This window comes from Pseudomonas paraversuta (assembly GCF_904067025.1).
Taxonomy (GTDB): Bacteria; Pseudomonadota; Gammaproteobacteria; order Pseudomonadales; family Pseudomonadaceae; genus Aquipseudomonas; species Aquipseudomonas paraversuta.
Window position 1 is genome coordinate 4,299,836 of record NZ_CAJFDA010000001.1, and the last position, 15,023, is coordinate 4,314,858.

Here is a 15,023-nt window from a genome sequence, read left to right on the forward strand (position 1 = left end):
GATTATTGACGTGCTTTGCTTACGCCTTGCTTACAACTCTTCGCGCAAGCACACATCAAGTGGCCGCTTGCGGCGCCACAGCGCGTGAAATTCGCGCCAATGTGGCTCCTCGGCGGCTCCGAGCATTTGTTCATCACCCCGGGTGTCACCCCAGGCGCGCAATGTGTAGCGGTCCAGAGGCCCATACTTGGCCTCTAACCGGATGACTTTTTGTTCACAGCGACAGTTGGTACCGTCGATCTCTCCCGTCAGTACGCCGTCGACTGATGCCAGCCGGGTACCGATCAGGCCGATACCAAGCTTTTTGGCGAAAGGCGTGAGCACCAGTTCGGGGGACGCCGAGCAAATGGTGACCGTGGCGCCCTGCTCCAGCTGGTTGGCGACAGATGTTAAGCCCAAAGGGCGCATTAGGCGCTGCCACGAAACGTCACAAAATGCTTCTGCACGTTCCTTGACCCAGGCTTCTTTGGCACCTGTCAGATAGACCGTGATCAGCTTTTCCTTCAAATCATTACGCGATATCTGACCCAGCAGGTAACAAACTGTTGATGGAATCATCCGCATCAAGCGCATGGCGAACAGCCGGTTGCCAAAAGCAAAGCGCAAAAACGGCACAAAGGTATCGTGATAGGTCAGCGTGCCATCGAAATCAAACGCTGACAGAACCTGCTTGCCTTTAACTGGTGTATTCAAAACGTCGTTCAACCCACTAATTCAGCCAATCGCAGGCTGCCTCCAAAAGTGTCCGACGAGCCGCCGGTTTCAGGGCGAACCCCCTGCCAGTGCGCTCGCTCAATAATTGTTTGCGCCCATTTGTAATGGGTCGCAGGCTCGCACATGGCGTCGTTGAACTTGAACACCGCAGGCGCCGCCTCACTCAGTATGTGGCGTGCGCTATTGAGATCTTCAAGGCTGACTTGCAACGCCCTGTGGATAACTGCAATTTGCGACGGATGGATAGCGGTTTTACCCACCAGCCCGTGGGCCATGTCCAGCGCCAGTTCCTGCTCCAGCAACTGCGGGCTATTGAGCTGTTCAAACACCGGGGCCGTAAGGGCGAAACCGGCAGAGCCCATCACGCCGCACAGCATCGGAATAACATAGCTCATGGGCGTGCTGTACAGGGTCATCGCCGGGCTGCGACGCAAGCCCAGGCAACCCATCAAATCGTTGCCGCCGATGCGCAAGGCGATAATCCGCCCCGGCAGTTGCTCGAGCATCGCACTGCGCAATTCAACCATGGCCCCCGGGTCATACACCTCGGGAGTTTCCAGGGTCGGCATCAGCATCAATTCGTTGCGGGTTACCGCCTGCTGCCACTCGCGGATATTGGCAAGACGCAGTTTGGGCACCACAAAACCGTCGACGTGACGCATCAACGACCACTCATTAAGCACCGCTGCCATTGCCGCATCCCGGGGCCGAACAAACAGGATCGGCCCGCCGGACGGTCGACCGCCGCGCGCCTCGATGCCCAGCAACAGATTTTTCAGGTTGCTGAGCCCCTGCTGCACGTCCGTCTCGGCCACTGCGTCTTCAAGGCACACCACCAGCGAACGCAGGCCCTGGATTTTCTCGCCCATGACCACGTCCATAATGTCGGGACGGGTGGCCGGCATATAAAGAGTGGCGCCCAAGGCAAAGGCGGAATGCTTGATCATCAGCGAACACTCCTGATTACAGTCACGGCGCGATACGGCCCCAACTCTTCACCGACTTCTTCGACCTCGATATTCGCCTGCCGGGTAAGGTGCAGCAGCAATTGAACATCCTGATCGTCGCGGTTGCGCACCAGCACGTGGTCCGGCACCCGGCGCATGACTGCGCGCGTGGCCTCGGCGATGCCCGGTTTGACGCGGTTCGGGTTGCTCACTGCAAACCGTGTCGAGATACGTTCGACCGCAGCCACGGCTGAGCGTTGCAATATTTGCGCCTGCTCCGCAGTCCAGGGTTGGGCGGCTGCCTGGGGCGCCAATTGCGCACGCTCGGCTTCGATACTGCGGATAAAGTCTTGTGTCACGTCGTGCCCGGCCAGATGCGAATACACCACGCAACCATGCAGGCCGGGCTCTTGCGGCCAGATCGAACGGGAAACAAGGCCCGACACTGTCGCCCCCAGGATGCCCGAAGGAATCAGCCAGTCTTCTGCCGAAGCCGCCAGCCAGGCCCTTCCGCAGGGGTCGGCCAGCACCACCAGGCGCGGGTCGGCCGGGAAGCGCGAATCGCCGGCCAGGCTGTCGCGGATCTGCCCGCTGATTGCACCTTTGCCGGTCCAGCCATCCACAAACACGATGTTCTCGGCGCCGTGGGTCTTGATGATAGCTTCGAGTGCGACGTTGTCGATTCCACGATCACGAATAATGCTGATCCCGTAATGCCGGGCGTCACGGCCCGATTCGACCAGCGCACGACGCAACAACACACCCAGCGGCAAGCCGGCACGCACGAACGACACCAGCGCAATGGTCGGGCCGTTGTAACGCTGGTCCAGGGCCCGGGCCAGCGCCTGTACATCTGCGGCCATGCGCGCGCCGTTCTGCGCCAGCGCCAGGCGGTACAGGCTTTTATGGGTGTCGGACGGCGGATGCTCCTGGCTGATCATCTCCGAGTAGTGACGCTGACGGGTCTGGATCAGGCGCTCTTTTTCCTGCACATCGGTGACTTCTATCTGCATGGTGCGCAGCAAAAAATGCACATCATCGGTGGCATAACTGCCACTGCCGACGGTTTGCAGGCCTTCGAAAGCATTACTCATGGCTGACGCTCGCCAGCACATGACTGGCCAGCTGACCACGCTTGGGCGTCCCCCACCAATCGCACTCGGTCATGAAGCCCATGTCCGAGACACTGTCGCCAAAGCCCAGCAACGGTCGTTTACCGTTGATCGCCTGATCGCGACGTACCCATTCGCGCACTGCGGCGCGCTTTTGCAGGGCCACCGGCAGGAACGCCAGGTTGTTGCCGTTGCCGTGCACGTACAACCCGTCCAGCAAACCGCGCGCCTTGACCACGGCCAGCACGGTGAGCAGTGCATCGTCAGTTTCGTTGTTGTGCTTGGTGACCACGTAATTGGCCAGGCCTTGCTCTTCAACCACCCAGCCACGCAGGGAGAAACCCAGCTCGGCGCCAATGGCCAGGGTTTGCTCACTCAACTGATGCAGGCGGGTTTGCTCCAGCGCCAGCTCAGTACCCATGTGCGCATGCCAGACCGGGTCCAGCGAACCGTCAGGATTGAGGATCACCCCGCCATGGGCGCACACCGCGCCATGCACGAAAGGCAGTTGCACCCGTTGATAGGCCTCGATGCTGCGGGCGGTCACCGGGACCACATCGGCAGTGGCCAGCAGCCATTCGACGAAGCTTTTCTGCGTCGCGCTCATAAAGCCGTTGGGCTGACCGTCCACATCCAGGGTCGCCGGGAAGCGTGGCTCATCCCCCATTTTGCGGGCGGTCTGAAACAGGGTGTCGTCCAGATCAACGAACACCAGTGGACGATTAACGCTCATCAACGATCACCTGTGCATTCAATGCGCTGACCAGCGCCGGATCCACCGCCGCTGCCGGGGTTTCAGTACAGATCAGCACCCGGTCGAACTGGCCGGGAGCAACGTTGTACAAGAAGTTGGGAATACCCAGACCGTAGTTGTCGCAGAACGACAGCGCATGATCGATGGCATGCCCCAGCGCAATCGGCGAACGGCTGGTGGAGCTGAAGTGCACATCGGCACCGGCTCGCTCCAGGCGCTCGGCCAGCAGGAACGGGCGCCATACATACTCGCTGGTACCAATGACCAACACCCGCTCCCCTGGCAAAACCTGCAAGCCGGGCGCCAGGGTATCGAGGTGTTCACGCACCCCCATACGGGCCCAGTCGCGATTCGGGTCCAGGGGCCAGTCGCCCCGGGCCACACTGCCGACTTCAGGCATGTCGGGCAGTTCTGCGGCGGGGTCTTCGGTGAAGGTGTAGCGACCGTCGAGCAACGACACGCTGCTGACGTGATCGCCCATGGCCTTGCGCACCGCGTCCCCGGACCAGTCGGTCAGGGTTGCCGTGACTATCCGTTGAATGGAATCCAGCCCGGCTTCGGCAAGCGCCTTGCTCAGGTTGATGAAGGTATTGCCGGTCGAGGCTTCGTCGTCCACCAGAACCAGCGAACGGGCAGTCAGCATCATCTCCCGGGTCCTGGCATCTTGCGGCAGGTGCAGCAAATGCGAGCTGGCGTGGCTGTGTTCTTCTTCAAAACGGGTGAACAGTTCGCCGCCGGTGGGGTGGCGACTGCTGCACAGGTACAGGCTGTCATCACGGGTCCGGCTCAGGGCGCGATGCACACCTGCACCCAGGCCCACGGCGGTTTCTGCCATGCCGATCACCAGCACCGGGCCAGGCAGGTCGGCAGGGATTTTCGCCGCCAGCGCGTTAAAGCTTGCGGCCATCAGCGACGGACGAGCCGGGATATGCCGGCCGAGCACACGGGAAACAAACAAAAAAGCGCGCTTGGGATTGCGGCGCTCGGCAAAACTGAAAAGTGCCTGGGGATCAAAGGTCGATGCATTGACCTCAACATCCAGTCGACCGCGCTTAAGGTTTGCGTGCAAAGCCTTGGATCCGGTCATGGGGTTACCGCTGTTCATCAATGTTTTACTACCTGGAAAGACTTAAAAAGTGAGGGACGATCTGGGAGCCCGGGTTTTAGGACAAGTTAAAAATGGTTACCAAAGATGGCCAAAATCAATTCTGCCGATCCAAAAGCGCTTCGCCGCAAACCGGAACCACGACAGTGATCGCCTTTACCTGAACATTCTCGCGCCAGACACTGGCCGGCGCGGGCATTCCCAGGCGACGGGCGGCGAAAATACCGGGCAGGTTAACCCCCGCTTCCCGGGTATAGCCGATACCACCGGAGTAACGCAGATTGATCTCCAGCAGATGCGGATTGCCTTCGGCATCATCGCGGGTTTGCACGTTGACGATGCCGTCGCAGCAAAAATGCCGCGCGGCTCTGAGTGCCAGTTCGACGGCGGCACCGTCGCATTCGAATGACTGCATCAGCCCCTGTTTGCGCCGCCCGACATATGCCACCGCGTTGCCCGCTTCGCACACCATGTCCACCGACACCTCGCTACCGGGCATGTACGGCATGACCAGCAACGGTTTGGGCTCAATGGACTGGCCGTAGGCCCGGGCAAATACCTCGGCATTCACCTCATGGGCATCGGCATTGGCAAAGCTGCGAAACGGATCGACATCATCCCCCAGGCGCCAGAAGCCCTGACCATAAATGCCGCGGGTCGGTTTCACACACACCTGCCCTTCACGGGACAGCCGCGCGTAGGCCTCTTGCAGCTCGGCCTGGTTGTGCACGGTCACCGCCGGAATGCAGGCAAGCCCTGCGGCCAGCGCCTGACGGGTGAATACCGACTTGTCGTCGACCCGTTCAAAGGTGTCCAGGTCCAGGGCGCCCGTGACCAGTTGCAAGCCTGCGGCCTCGAATTGGCCACGATGGGCTTCATAGACCTGCCCCACACGCCCGGCCAGCACCAGCTTGATCTGATGGCTCAAGGCCTGCTCAATGACCCAGGCAATACGCTCTTGATTGTCCAGCGGCTCGCGCCAGGCGACATCCGCCAGTCCGGTTATTTCAGGGCGATTTTGACGGTGCGAGGCGAAAATCCGAACTGCATCGGGCAGCGCCGCGCGCGCGCCGGCAATCACATCGCGCTGGCTGGATTGCCCTTCAAGAAACCAGATCATGAACATCCTTTGCTGCAGAGGGAGGAGACACACGTTGAGCGCGGGAGTCTAGCGGATGGGGCCGGCAGATGCCCCAGTGATTGACCGGTGTGCCTGCCGGAGCTGGCAGGCCGGCGCCCGGATGAGTACCTCCCGCAGCCAGCACACCCTTTGCAGCCCGGAGGTCTCAGGTTTCACATTTAGTTAAGAATTGCCCTCCTATACTCCAGCGCACCATTACTTCCGACTCTGCCCTGGTAGCCAAATGCGCCTGACCCGCCCTGCTCTGCTGTTATTGCTGCTCGGTTGTCTGCTGTTCTTTTTTGCCCTGGGCAACCACCAACTGCAAGGCTCGACCGAGTCCCGGGTGGCGGGCATCGCCATGCAGATGCACCTGAGCAACGATTGGGTGACGCCGTCCCTGCTCAACCAGCCCTTCCTCGAAAAACCGCCGCTAAGCCTGTGGCTGGATACGGGCGCCATTCGCCTGTTCGGGGGTGAACTGTTCGCCGTGCGCTTGGCATCAGCCTTCGCCGGATTATTTTGCGTCATGTTGCTATACGCCATGCTGCGCAAACTTGGACGCCCCACGGCACTGGCCTGGACGGCTGCCGCCATGCTGGCGACCATGGGCAGTTTTTGGGGCAATACCCGTCAAGTGGGGGAAGATGCCCTGCTGACATTGGGCGTGAGCATGGCGCTGCTGGCGTTTTTTCACGCCAGCCGCCAGCCGGGCTTTGCACGGGGCAGCTGGCTGCTGTTTGCTGCCGGGATCGCCATTGCAACCCTGAGCAAAGGAGTATTGGGGCTGGCGCTGCCAGGGGTGGTGATCTTTACATTTCTGCTGTGCGAAAGCCTGATAGAGAAGCGCTTTGTCCTGCGAGACTGGCTACGACCGGCACTGTTGACCCTGCTGGGACTGATTCCGCTGATGATCTGGTTGTGGGTGCTGTATCAGCGCGGCGGGCTTCAGGCTGTGGGCGAAGTACTGTGGACCAACAGCGTCGGACGTTTCAGCGGCTCCTTTGTTGATGCCGGGCATTACGAACCGTTTTACTACTACCTGAGGAAGCTGCCCGAAGCCTTCCTGCCGTGGAACCTGCTGACCTATCTGGGGCTCTGGCACTTTCGCCGGCAACTGCGAAGCAACCCGTATCTGCTGTTCTTTTGTGTCTGGCTACTGGCGCAGTTTCTGCTGCTGAACCTGGCCTCAAGCAAACGTGCGGTGTACCTCATGTCACTGACCCCGGCCGCTGCTGTCATTGCCGCCGAATATGCCCGGGTGGTGCTGGAGTGGCTGTACAAGAAAAGCCGGACCTCGACCCTGGCCAGATTCCTGAGCGAGCATCATCGTGCCCTGGCGGGAGTGGTTTTAGCCTGCATCGTGGCCAGCTACCTGCTGGCGGCGCTGTGGGCGCCACGGGCCGACAAGGAGGAGTCATTCCAACCGGTAGCGGCCCATGCACTCAACCTGCAAGCCGCCGGCAAACACATCGCGTTGATGCAACCGGACGAGCGCCTGGGCGCCCTGGTGTTCTACAGCCAGCGACTGCAGCAGACGCTGGACTCCACAGCCGAACTGCAGGCCTTTCTCCGCGCCTCGCCCGATAACGTCGCCATCGTCGAACAACCGGTTATACCCGGGTTAGCCTTGAACATAGTGGACAAGGTCAGCGTCGGACGTCACCACTATTACTTCATCAGCCTGGCAATGCCCGGGCCCCGGACTTGATCCCGGGCAATACAAAGCCGGTTAGCGTGGCCGATTACCCTGCATTGACTACGCTCCCTGTGCTGGACGATTCCCAGCCAAGGAGCCTGTCATGACCATCAACATCACCAGCAAGACCCTGAGCGACTATGACGCTCATCTGGCGTTCAATACGGCCACCGCGTTTCTGCGCAAGTCCGATCTTGCCAACTATTTGATTGATCAGCTTGAACAGCAAGACGTAAAACTCAGCATTGACGTCAGCAGCGACCCGGCGCTGGCGCAAAAGGATGCTTCAAACAACGGGGTGATTTTATGGAACCTGCACACCGCGACCTCGCCAAGCCCGCAACTGGCCGACGTGGCGGCCCTGCTCAGTCGTATCCCGGCCGGGCAGAAGCAATACATCACCAGCCAGTGGGTGCTGATGCATTTACTCGCACTTGCCTGCCATCAATTAAACGATCAGCTGAATTTTCGCGATGCGGATGCGACGTGGCCATGGCTGGACGAAAAAGTCCTGAGCGCCGGCGATATCGAAAATGTTGTGGCCCGTGAACTCAGCGACCTGCCGTTGCCCGAAGAGCAAAACTGGAACCGCCTGCTTAATCGGGCGTGAGCTGCACACAGGCCCGGAGAGGTTGTCAGTCAGGGCAAACCCTGTGCAAGCATGGCTTGCCCGCGTTAGCACCGGCTTGTCTGCACTGCAGACAAGCCGGCACCTGCAGTGGGATTGGCTCAGAATTGCGAGGCTTCGAACACGTGATGCTCTGGTGCTGCCTCCGGCAGGATGGCCGACCAGTCGTTGGTCTCGACATACCCCAGCATCTGCGGGTCATGGGTGCCATCGTCCTGGATGAACAATGAAGCCCCGTAGCCGAACGTTGTATCCGTTGGCACATGCATGTCCGCTTCCAGCGCGTCCATGCATTCGCTGTGGGTCACCAGCACCAGGTTGCGCCCCGGCACCTTGTGCTTGAGGGCATCACGCAACATCGTGCCGCGGCAGTTGAATAACCAGTCCTGCGCCGGCACCGGGCGAATGAACATGGCATCGGCGGTTTGCCGCGCACGGGTCAACTCACTGCTGTAAATATCGACGTTCTTCAGCCCCAACTGCCTGAAATTGGCGCCCAGCCCCTGAACCACCTCTTCGCCATGCACCGTGATCCCGTCAGGCAGGCCCAGGCATGGGGTCGACGAGCGATCGCAGCGCTCGCCATGGCGCACCAGTGCAATCACATCACCTCTGGCCCAGCTCTGGGTCAGGGTCAGTACCTGTCCGGCATGTTTTGACTGCGCCAGATTGGGCGCCGGCACTGGCGCCAGAAGGTTCCACGTGACCGCACCGGTGAGCAGGCTTGCGGCGACTATCACCAATGCATTTCTGTAACGCGCCAGCACACCGCGCAGCATGGCACGTGTGGCTCCAGCCAGACGAAGACTCAAAATCACGGAAGAAATACCCTCTATGGCAGTCAGTGGACGACACTGGCCGTTACCCTAAAACGCGAATATGACAATGGGTCGATGCGCGCCTCTTTTTGTAAGAGCAAAGATTGCACACGACGGATATCGGTTAGCTGAACCAGATTCTAAAAACCCCCACGTCAGGGACAGGTGAAACGAATGTGAAAAAAAACGTAAAGCCGCCCCTTGCCCACATGCTTGCAAGGGCTTTTCGCCGAATACTCATTGTTATCAAGAAAACATTTCAGCTCTGAGAACTGCCGCCGATACACCCCAACACAAGCATTCTGCTGGGCCAATAACTAAAACCCTCCAGCGAAATTCGATCCTGCGTGCACCGTTCCTGGAGAACTTTATGAACAGCTGGCTGAGCAACATCAGCGTCAACCTGAAACTGACCCTTGGCTTTGGCCTGGTACTGCTCCTCACTTGCGTAATGGCGATCTTTGACTGGCTCAGCCTGGACAAAATGGTTGATCGCAGTAACTGGATGAGCGATATCACCCGGCTCAATACCGCGTTTACCAACCTGCGGGTGACACGCTTGCAGTACATGCTGACTGACGGCGACGAGACCGCCGCGCAAGCAGTGCAAGGCAGTATTGACGCCTTTCAGGAACAGCAGAAAAAGCTGATCGACACCTTCAAGAGCCAGGAAAACCTCGTACTGCTCAAGGAGCAGCAAGCCATCATCGGCGACTACGAGCGCGCACTGGTGACCATGCGCAAGGCATATGTCGAGTCTGCCGAAGCGCGGGCCGCCATGGACCGCAATGCAAAACTGGCCCAGGACGCCATCGCTACGCTGCTGACCAGCACCCTGCAACTGCCTGCCGCTGAAGAGTCCCGTTTCGCGATGTACCAGACCGTGTCTGAAGTCCGCGAACAATTCCTGCTCTCGCGTTATCAGGTCCGTGCCTATATTGCTGCGCCAACGCCGGCGACCGAAAAGGCCGCCAGCCAGCAACTGGAAAAGACCGTCGACAGTCTTGAAAAGCTCAACCCCTATTTCGCGACGAGCGCCGCAGAGACCCTGCGTACCCTGACCCGGACCATGGAGCAGTACCAACAGGCGCTGCAGGTGTACAGCAGCACCGACAACACCATCATCGACGTGCGCAAGAAGATGACCGAGTACGGCGCCAGCGTTCTGAGCCGCAGCGATGAGCTGTACAAACTCCAGTTGCAGCGCCGCGACATCGAAAGTGCCACCGCCAACAGCATGCAAGCGATCACCACCCTGCTGGTGCTGCTGTTCGGTATCGCTGCTGCGGTGATCATCACCCGCCAGATTACCCGCCCGTTGCGTGAAACCCTGGACGTGGTCGAGCGCATTGCCAGTGGCGACCTGAGCCACAACCTGCAGGTGACCCGTCGCGATGAACTGGGTGTGTTGCAGCAAGGTATTGCGCGAATGGGCACCACCCTGCGCGACCTGATCGGCGGTATTCGCGACGGGGTTACGCAAATCGCCAGCGCCGCCGAAGAGCTGTCAGCGGTCACCGAGCAAACCAGTGCCGGGGTCAACAGCCAGAAGATCGAGACCGATCAGGTGGCCACTGCCATGCATGAAATGACGGCGACCGTGCAGGAAGTTGCACGCAATGCCGAGCAGGCTTCGCAAGCCGCCGCAGCCGCCGACGGCGAAGCCCGTGAGGGCGACAAGGTGGTCAATGAAGCCATTGACCAGATCGAGCGTCTGGCAGTTGAAGTCGGTCGCTCGACCGAAGCCATGGCCGTGTTGCAACAGGAAAGCGACAAGATCGGCAGCGTCATGGACGTGATCAAGGCCGTCGCCGAGCAAACCAATTTGCTGGCCCTTAACGCCGCCATCGAAGCCGCCCGTGCCGGTGACGCCGGACGCGGTTTTGCCGTGGTGGCCGACGAAGTGCGTGGCCTGGCCCAGCGTACGCAAAAATCCACCGAAGAGATCCAGACCCTGGTTGCAGCCTTGCAAAGCGGTACCCAGCACGTGGCCAACGTGATGAACAACAGTCGCTCCCTGACTGACAGCAGCGTGACCCTGACCCGCCAGGCGGGCACCTCGCTGCAGGGCATTACCCGTACCGTGTCGAACATTCAGTCAATGAACCAGCAGATTGCCGCCGCCGCCGAACAGCAAAGTGCAGTGGCTGAAGAGATCAGCCGCAGCATCGTCAATGTGCGCGACGTTTCCGAGCAAACCGCAGCCGCCAGCGACGAGACGGCCAAGTCCAGCGTTGAACTGGCGCGTCTGGGCAATCAGCTACAAGAGATGGTGAGCCACTTTAAAGTCTGACCCTCACTGCAGGAGCGAGCCTGCTCGCTCCTGCACCGGGACCATTGAGCCTCCTCTCTATCGGGGCAGAAACACACCGGCGCGGTTACCGTTGGCCACGCCGTTTTCATAACTCAACACCCCGTTGACCCACACCCCGTCAATCCCTTGTGCCGCTTGTTGCGGGGAGTTGAAGTCGGCGACATCACGTACTTTCGCGGCATCGAACAGCACCAGATCCGCCCAGTTGCCTTCGCGTATTTCTCCCCGCCCCCCAAGACCAAAACGAGCCGCCGACAACCCGCTCATTTTGTGCACCGCCGTGTGCAGCGGGAACAACCCCAGGTCACGACTGAAATGCCCCAGCACCCGTGGAAAAGCCCCCCACAAGCGTGGATGCGGAAACGGATCGTCAGGCAGGCCGTCGGAGCCGATCATTGACAGCGGGTGCGCCAGAATCCTGCGAACGTCGCTTTCATCCATCCCGTAATACACCGCGCCCGCCGGTTGCAGGCGCTGCGCTGCATCCATCAGCGATACGCCCCAAAGCCCTGCAATGTCCTGCAAGTCACGCCCGCCCATTTCAGGATGCGGGGTCGACCAGGTAATGGTGATCCGGAACGCGTCAGTCACTTGCTTGAGGTCCAGAGTCGAAGAACTGGCGGCGTAGGGATAACAGTCGCACCCCACAGGATGGGTTTTGGCTGCCTGCTCCAGAGCTGCCAGCAAGTGCGGACTGCGCCCCCAGTTACCCGCCCCGGCACATTTGAGATGGGAAATAATCACCGGCACCCGGGCCTGGCGACCGATCAAAAACGCTTCATCCATGGCCTCCAGCACCGGCTCGAATTCGCTGCGCAAATGCGTGGTGTAGAGCGCGCCGAACGCGGCCAGTTCTGCGGCCAGTTGCAGCACCTCGTCGGTCTCGGCATTAAACGCACTGGCATACGCCAGCCCTGTGGATAACCCCAGCGCCCCCGCTTCCAGGCTTTCCCGCAGCTGCTGACGCATGCCGCGAATTTCGCCGGGGGTGGCGGTGCGCTGCAGATCGTCCATGTGATTGCTGCGCAACGCCGTATGACCGATCAGCGCACCAACGTTCAACGCGGGACCGGCCGCCGCAACGGCGGCGCGGTAGTCGCTGAAACGCGGGTAGGCAAACGCGGCCTTGTTGCCCAGCAGGTTCATCGGGTCCGGTGGCTCATCGCGCAAGGTCACCGGCGACGCGCTGATCCCGCAGTTGCCGACAATCACCGTGGTCACGCCCTGACTGAGTTTGGGCAGCATCTGCGGCTGGCGGATCACCACCGTGTCGTCGTGGGTGTGCACATCAATAAAACCCGGCGCCAGCACCCGGCCCACCGCGTCTATTTCCCAGGTGCCGCGCACATCACCGAGGTTGCCAATACGCTCGATACGCCCTGCGCGTACCGCCACGTCAGCGCTATAGGCCGGCGCGTTGCTGCCATCTATAACCCGGGCATTGCGGATCACTGTGTCGTAGTTCATTTCAATCCCCCAATGGCAGGCAATCATCACCGCCGCGATAGTCATCCAGTGCCAGTTTGATCCGGCGCAAGCGCTCCTGGTTGGCTTCAGGCATCGACAGCGCCAGCTCGGTGGCAAGCACGTCAATGGCCAGCAGCATCCCGTAGCGGGCCGCCGTTGGTTTGTAGATAAAGCTGGTTTCCACCCCTTGCAGCGCCAGTACCACATCGGCCAGTTGCGCCAGCGGCGTAGCGGGCCGGGTGATGGCAATCACTTTGGCGCCATAGTTATGCGCCAGCTTTACCACCTCGATCAGCTCGGGGGTCAGCCCGGTCAGCGAGCACACAATAACGGCATGCTCCGGTCCCAGGGTCGCCGCCGTGACCCGCATCATCACGACGTCGCGACAGGCCGCGACCGGGTACCCCAGGCGCACCAGACGCACCTGCAATTCATCGCTGTAGACACTGGAACAGCCGCCCATCCCGAACGCATGAATCATCTTCGCTTCGCCCAGCAGCTTGACCGCATCGGCGAAATGCACGCCATTGAAGCCGGCCAGATGCTCGTGCAGCGTCGATTCAATATCACTCACAATCTGACGGAAAAAAGCCGACTGCTCAGGCATGCTGCCGGTATCGAGAAAACGACTGCCCACCCCGCTGGCCTGGGCCAGTTGCAGGCGCAAGTCACGCAAGTCACGGCAGCCGACACTGCGCGCAAAGCGCGACAGCGTGGCGCTGCTGACCTCGGCCCGCAGCGCCAGCTCATCGAGGCTGGCACTGGCGGCAAAACCGGTATCGCTGAGTATCAACCGGGCAATGCGGGCCTCGGCAGCGCTGAAGGTGTCCTGGCGAACCCGGATTTGATACAGGATGTCCATTTAAATCAGCTCTGAAAGGATCAGGGTAAAACCGAACGCCACGACTGAAATCAAGGTTTCCAGCACGGTCCAGGTTTTGAAGGTTTGGGCGACAGTCATATTGAAGTATTCCTTCACCAGCCAGAAGCCGCCGTCGTTGACGTGGGAAAAAATCACCGAGCCCGCGCCCGTGGCCAGCACCAGTAATTCCGGGTGCGGATACCCCAGGCCCAGCGCCACTGGCGCCACAATCCCCGAAGCCGTGGTCATGGCGACGGTGGCCGAGCCCGTGGCGATGCGCATCAAGGCCGCAAATACCCAGCCCATGAGCAGCGGTGACAGCTGAAAGTCCTGGGCCAGACCGACAATTTCGGTGGTCACCCCCGAGTCGATCAGAATCCGGTTCAGGCCGCCCCCGGCCCCCACCAGCAGTGTGATGCTGGCCGTAGGCGCGAGACATTCGTTGGTGAATTTGAGGATAGATTCACGGTTGAAGCCCTGAGCCAGCCCCAGGGTCCAGAAGCTGACAACCGTCGCAATCAGCAAAGCCATTACCGAGTTGCCGATAAATTGCAGAAACTGATTAAACCCGCTGCCGGGGGTAGAGATCAGGTCGGCCCAGCCGCCGATCAGCATCAGCACGACCGGCAACAGAATCGTCGCCAGAGTGATGCTGCAACTGGGTAACCGGGCCCGCGGTTCACGGTTGATGAACTGCTGTTCCAGCGGGTTGATGTCGGGCAACTGAATACGCGGCACGATGAATTTGGCAAAAACCGGACCGGCGATGATCGCAGTGGGGATGCCGATCAGAATCGCGTACATCAGGGTTTGCCCGACCGACGCCTGGTAGGCCTGTACTGCCAGCATCGCTGCCGGGTGCGGTGGCACCAGTGCATGCACCACCGACAGCCCGGCCACCATCGGCAAGCCCACCATCAGTACCGACACCCCGACCCGCCGGGCAACGGTAAAGGCGATCGGCACCAGCAGTACAAAACCGACCTCGAAAAACAGCGGCAAGCCCACCAGGAAGGCGATACAGACCATGGCCCAATGCGCGTTGCGCTCACCGAAGCGATCGATCATCGTCCGTGCTACCTGCTCCGCGCCCCCCGACTCGGCCATCATCTTGCCAAGCATGGTGCCCAATGCCACCACCAGCGCAATATGCCCCAGGGTTTTACCGACACCGCCCTCGTACGCCCCGATCACACTGCCCGCAGGCATGCCCGCCATCAGGCCCAGACCGATGGCCACCAGGGTAATGACGATAAACGGATTGATCTTGTAGCGCGCAATCAAAACGATCAGCGCAATGATGGCAATGGCCGCATACAACAGCAGCCCATAGCCCGAAGATGGCGTCATGCGATGTTCCCCCGGCAATATTTTTTGAGTTCTTCTGAAACTTAAAAAGCATTACCGGGGTGAATTAACAATCTTTATGAAAGTAATTTTCGCGCAACGATATGTGTTGTCGCGATCAGGCATGGACGACAGG

13 protein-coding genes and 1 pseudogene are annotated in these 15,023 nt (G+C 60.2%); 4 read left to right on the forward strand and 10 right to left on the reverse strand.

The genetic code is table 11. The features are described 5' to 3' along the window. Nucleotides 1-30: 30 nt before the first annotated feature. The 6 genes from JQ848_RS19550 to JQ848_RS19575 all read right to left on the reverse strand — a co-directional run bounded on the left by JQ848_RS19550 (nt 31) and on the right by JQ848_RS19575 (nt 5,752). Nucleotides 31-705 (reverse strand): HAD-IB family hydrolase, encoded by a 675-nt coding sequence (locus tag JQ848_RS19550; RefSeq protein WP_003439418.1) that lies wholly within the window; start codon nt 703-705, stop codon nt 31-33. Then, complete coding sequence (locus tag JQ848_RS19555) at nt 702-1,661, reverse strand: HpcH/HpaI aldolase/citrate lyase family protein (RefSeq protein ID WP_202211043.1); 960 nt, start codon at nt 1,659-1,661, stop codon at nt 702-704. Before JQ848_RS19555 ends, JQ848_RS19550 begins: the two co-directional genes overlap by 4 nt. Beyond that, a complete protein-coding gene (locus JQ848_RS19560; protein ID WP_202211044.1) occupies nt 1,661-2,755 on the reverse strand; it encodes a cysteine protease StiP domain-containing protein in 1,095 nt (364 codons plus the stop codon). Before JQ848_RS19560 ends, JQ848_RS19555 begins: the two co-directional genes overlap by 1 nt. Next, nucleotides 2,748-3,506 carry an HAD family hydrolase gene (locus tag JQ848_RS19565; protein ID WP_003439414.1) on the reverse strand — a complete coding sequence of 253 codons (759 nt, stop codon included), beginning with the start codon at nt 3,504-3,506 and terminating at the stop codon, nt 2,748-2,750. Before JQ848_RS19565 ends, JQ848_RS19560 begins: the two co-directional genes overlap by 8 nt. Further along, the gene (locus JQ848_RS19570) at nt 3,496-4,632 is read right to left on the reverse strand and encodes a phosphoribosyltransferase domain-containing protein (protein WP_010657268.1); all 1,137 of its coding nucleotides are present in this window, start codon (nt 4,630-4,632) and stop codon (nt 3,496-3,498) included. The genes JQ848_RS19565 and JQ848_RS19570 overlap by 11 nt, the downstream gene beginning before the upstream one ends. Before the next feature lie 97 nt (nt 4,633-4,729). Continuing rightward, complete coding sequence (locus tag JQ848_RS19575; protein ID WP_127196845.1) at nt 4,730-5,752, reverse strand: ATP-grasp domain-containing protein; 1,023 nt, start codon at nt 5,750-5,752, stop codon at nt 4,730-4,732. 244 nt (nt 5,753-5,996) lie between these two features. On the opposite strand from JQ848_RS19575, the gene JQ848_RS19580 reads away from it, so the two are divergent. Beyond that, nucleotides 5,997-7,463, forward strand: coding sequence for an ArnT family glycosyltransferase (locus JQ848_RS19580; RefSeq protein WP_202211045.1), 1,467 nt, complete (start codon nt 5,997-5,999; stop codon nt 7,461-7,463). A gap of 91 nt (nt 7,464-7,554) precedes the next feature. Continuing rightward, the gene (locus JQ848_RS19585; RefSeq protein ID WP_003439405.1) at nt 7,555-8,061 is read left to right on the forward strand and encodes a hypothetical protein; all 507 of its coding nucleotides are present in this window, start codon (nt 7,555-7,557) and stop codon (nt 8,059-8,061) included. Between the two features lie 119 nt (nt 8,062-8,180). Here JQ848_RS19585 and pmrG read toward each other — a convergent pair whose 3' ends face one another. Next, on the reverse strand, nt 8,181-8,858 hold the full coding sequence (gene pmrG / locus JQ848_RS19590; protein ID WP_003439403.1) for a lipopolysaccharide core heptose(II)-phosphate phosphatase PmrG: 678 nt from the start codon (nt 8,856-8,858) through the stop codon (nt 8,181-8,183). Between the two features lie 544 nt (nt 8,859-9,402). Here pmrG and JQ848_RS23010 point away from each other — a divergent pair. Then, nucleotides 9,403-10,335, forward strand: a pseudogene (locus tag JQ848_RS23010) (methyl-accepting chemotaxis protein); the annotation flags it as partial. A gap of 141 nt (nt 10,336-10,476) precedes the next feature. After that, nucleotides 10,477-11,190: a methyl-accepting chemotaxis protein gene (locus JQ848_RS23015; protein ID WP_369826392.1), complete on the forward strand. Its 714-nt coding sequence runs from the start codon at nt 10,477-10,479 to the stop codon at nt 11,188-11,190. A 57-nt stretch (nt 11,191-11,247) separates the two neighbouring features. Here JQ848_RS23015 and JQ848_RS19600 read toward each other — a convergent pair whose 3' ends face one another. From JQ848_RS19600 to JQ848_RS19610, 3 genes are read right to left on the reverse strand one after another with little or no spacing between them, the layout of a single operon-like run. Then, entirely contained in the window at nt 11,248-12,678 is a 1,431-nt protein-coding gene (locus JQ848_RS19600) for an N-acyl-D-amino-acid deacylase family protein (protein WP_202211319.1), read from the reverse strand. A 1-nt stretch (nt 12,679) separates the two neighbouring features. After that, nucleotides 12,680-13,540 (reverse strand): MurR/RpiR family transcriptional regulator, encoded by an 861-nt coding sequence (locus tag JQ848_RS19605; protein WP_003439399.1) that lies wholly within the window; start codon nt 13,538-13,540, stop codon nt 12,680-12,682. Beyond that, a complete protein-coding gene (locus JQ848_RS19610) occupies nt 13,541-14,890 on the reverse strand; it encodes a GntT/GntP/DsdX family permease (RefSeq protein ID WP_202211047.1) in 1,350 nt (449 codons plus the stop codon). Nucleotides 14,891-15,023: the final 133 nt, after the last annotated feature.

Bases quoted from the DNA above. Each gene is read 5' to 3' on its own strand.
- JQ848_RS19560 (WP_202211044.1), bottom strand. From the start codon at position 2,755: ATGAGTAATGCTTTCGAAGGCCTGCAAACCGTCGGCAGTGGCAGTTAT.
- JQ848_RS19585 (WP_003439405.1), top strand. From the start codon at position 7,555: ATGACCATCAACATCACCAGCAAGACCCTGAGCGACTATGACGCTCAT.
- JQ848_RS19610 (WP_202211047.1), bottom strand. From the start codon at position 14,890: ATGACGCCATCTTCGGGCTATGGGCTGCTGTTGTATGCGGCCATTGCC.
- JQ848_RS19600 (WP_202211319.1), bottom strand. From the start codon at position 12,678: ATGAACTACGACACAGTGATCCGCAATGCCCGGGTTATAGATGGCAGC.
- JQ848_RS19570 (WP_010657268.1), bottom strand. From the start codon at position 4,632: ATGAACAGCGGTAACCCCATGACCGGATCCAAGGCTTTGCACGCAAAC.
- JQ848_RS19555 (WP_202211043.1), bottom strand. From the start codon at position 1,661: ATGATCAAGCATTCCGCCTTTGCCTTGGGCGCCACTCTTTATATGCCG.
- JQ848_RS19605 (WP_003439399.1), bottom strand. From the start codon at position 13,540: ATGGACATCCTGTATCAAATCCGGGTTCGCCAGGACACCTTCAGCGCT.
- JQ848_RS19580 (WP_202211045.1), top strand. From the start codon at position 5,997: ATGCGCCTGACCCGCCCTGCTCTGCTGTTATTGCTGCTCGGTTGTCTG.
- JQ848_RS19565 (WP_003439414.1), bottom strand. From the start codon at position 3,506: ATGAGCGTTAATCGTCCACTGGTGTTCGTTGATCTGGACGACACCCTG.
- pmrG (WP_003439403.1), bottom strand. From the start codon at position 8,858: ATGCTGCGCGGTGTGCTGGCGCGTTACAGAAATGCATTGGTGATAGTC.
- JQ848_RS19575 (WP_127196845.1), bottom strand. From the start codon at position 5,752: ATGATCTGGTTTCTTGAAGGGCAATCCAGCCAGCGCGATGTGATTGCC.
- JQ848_RS23015 (WP_369826392.1), top strand. From the start codon at position 10,477: ATGCATGAAATGACGGCGACCGTGCAGGAAGTTGCACGCAATGCCGAG.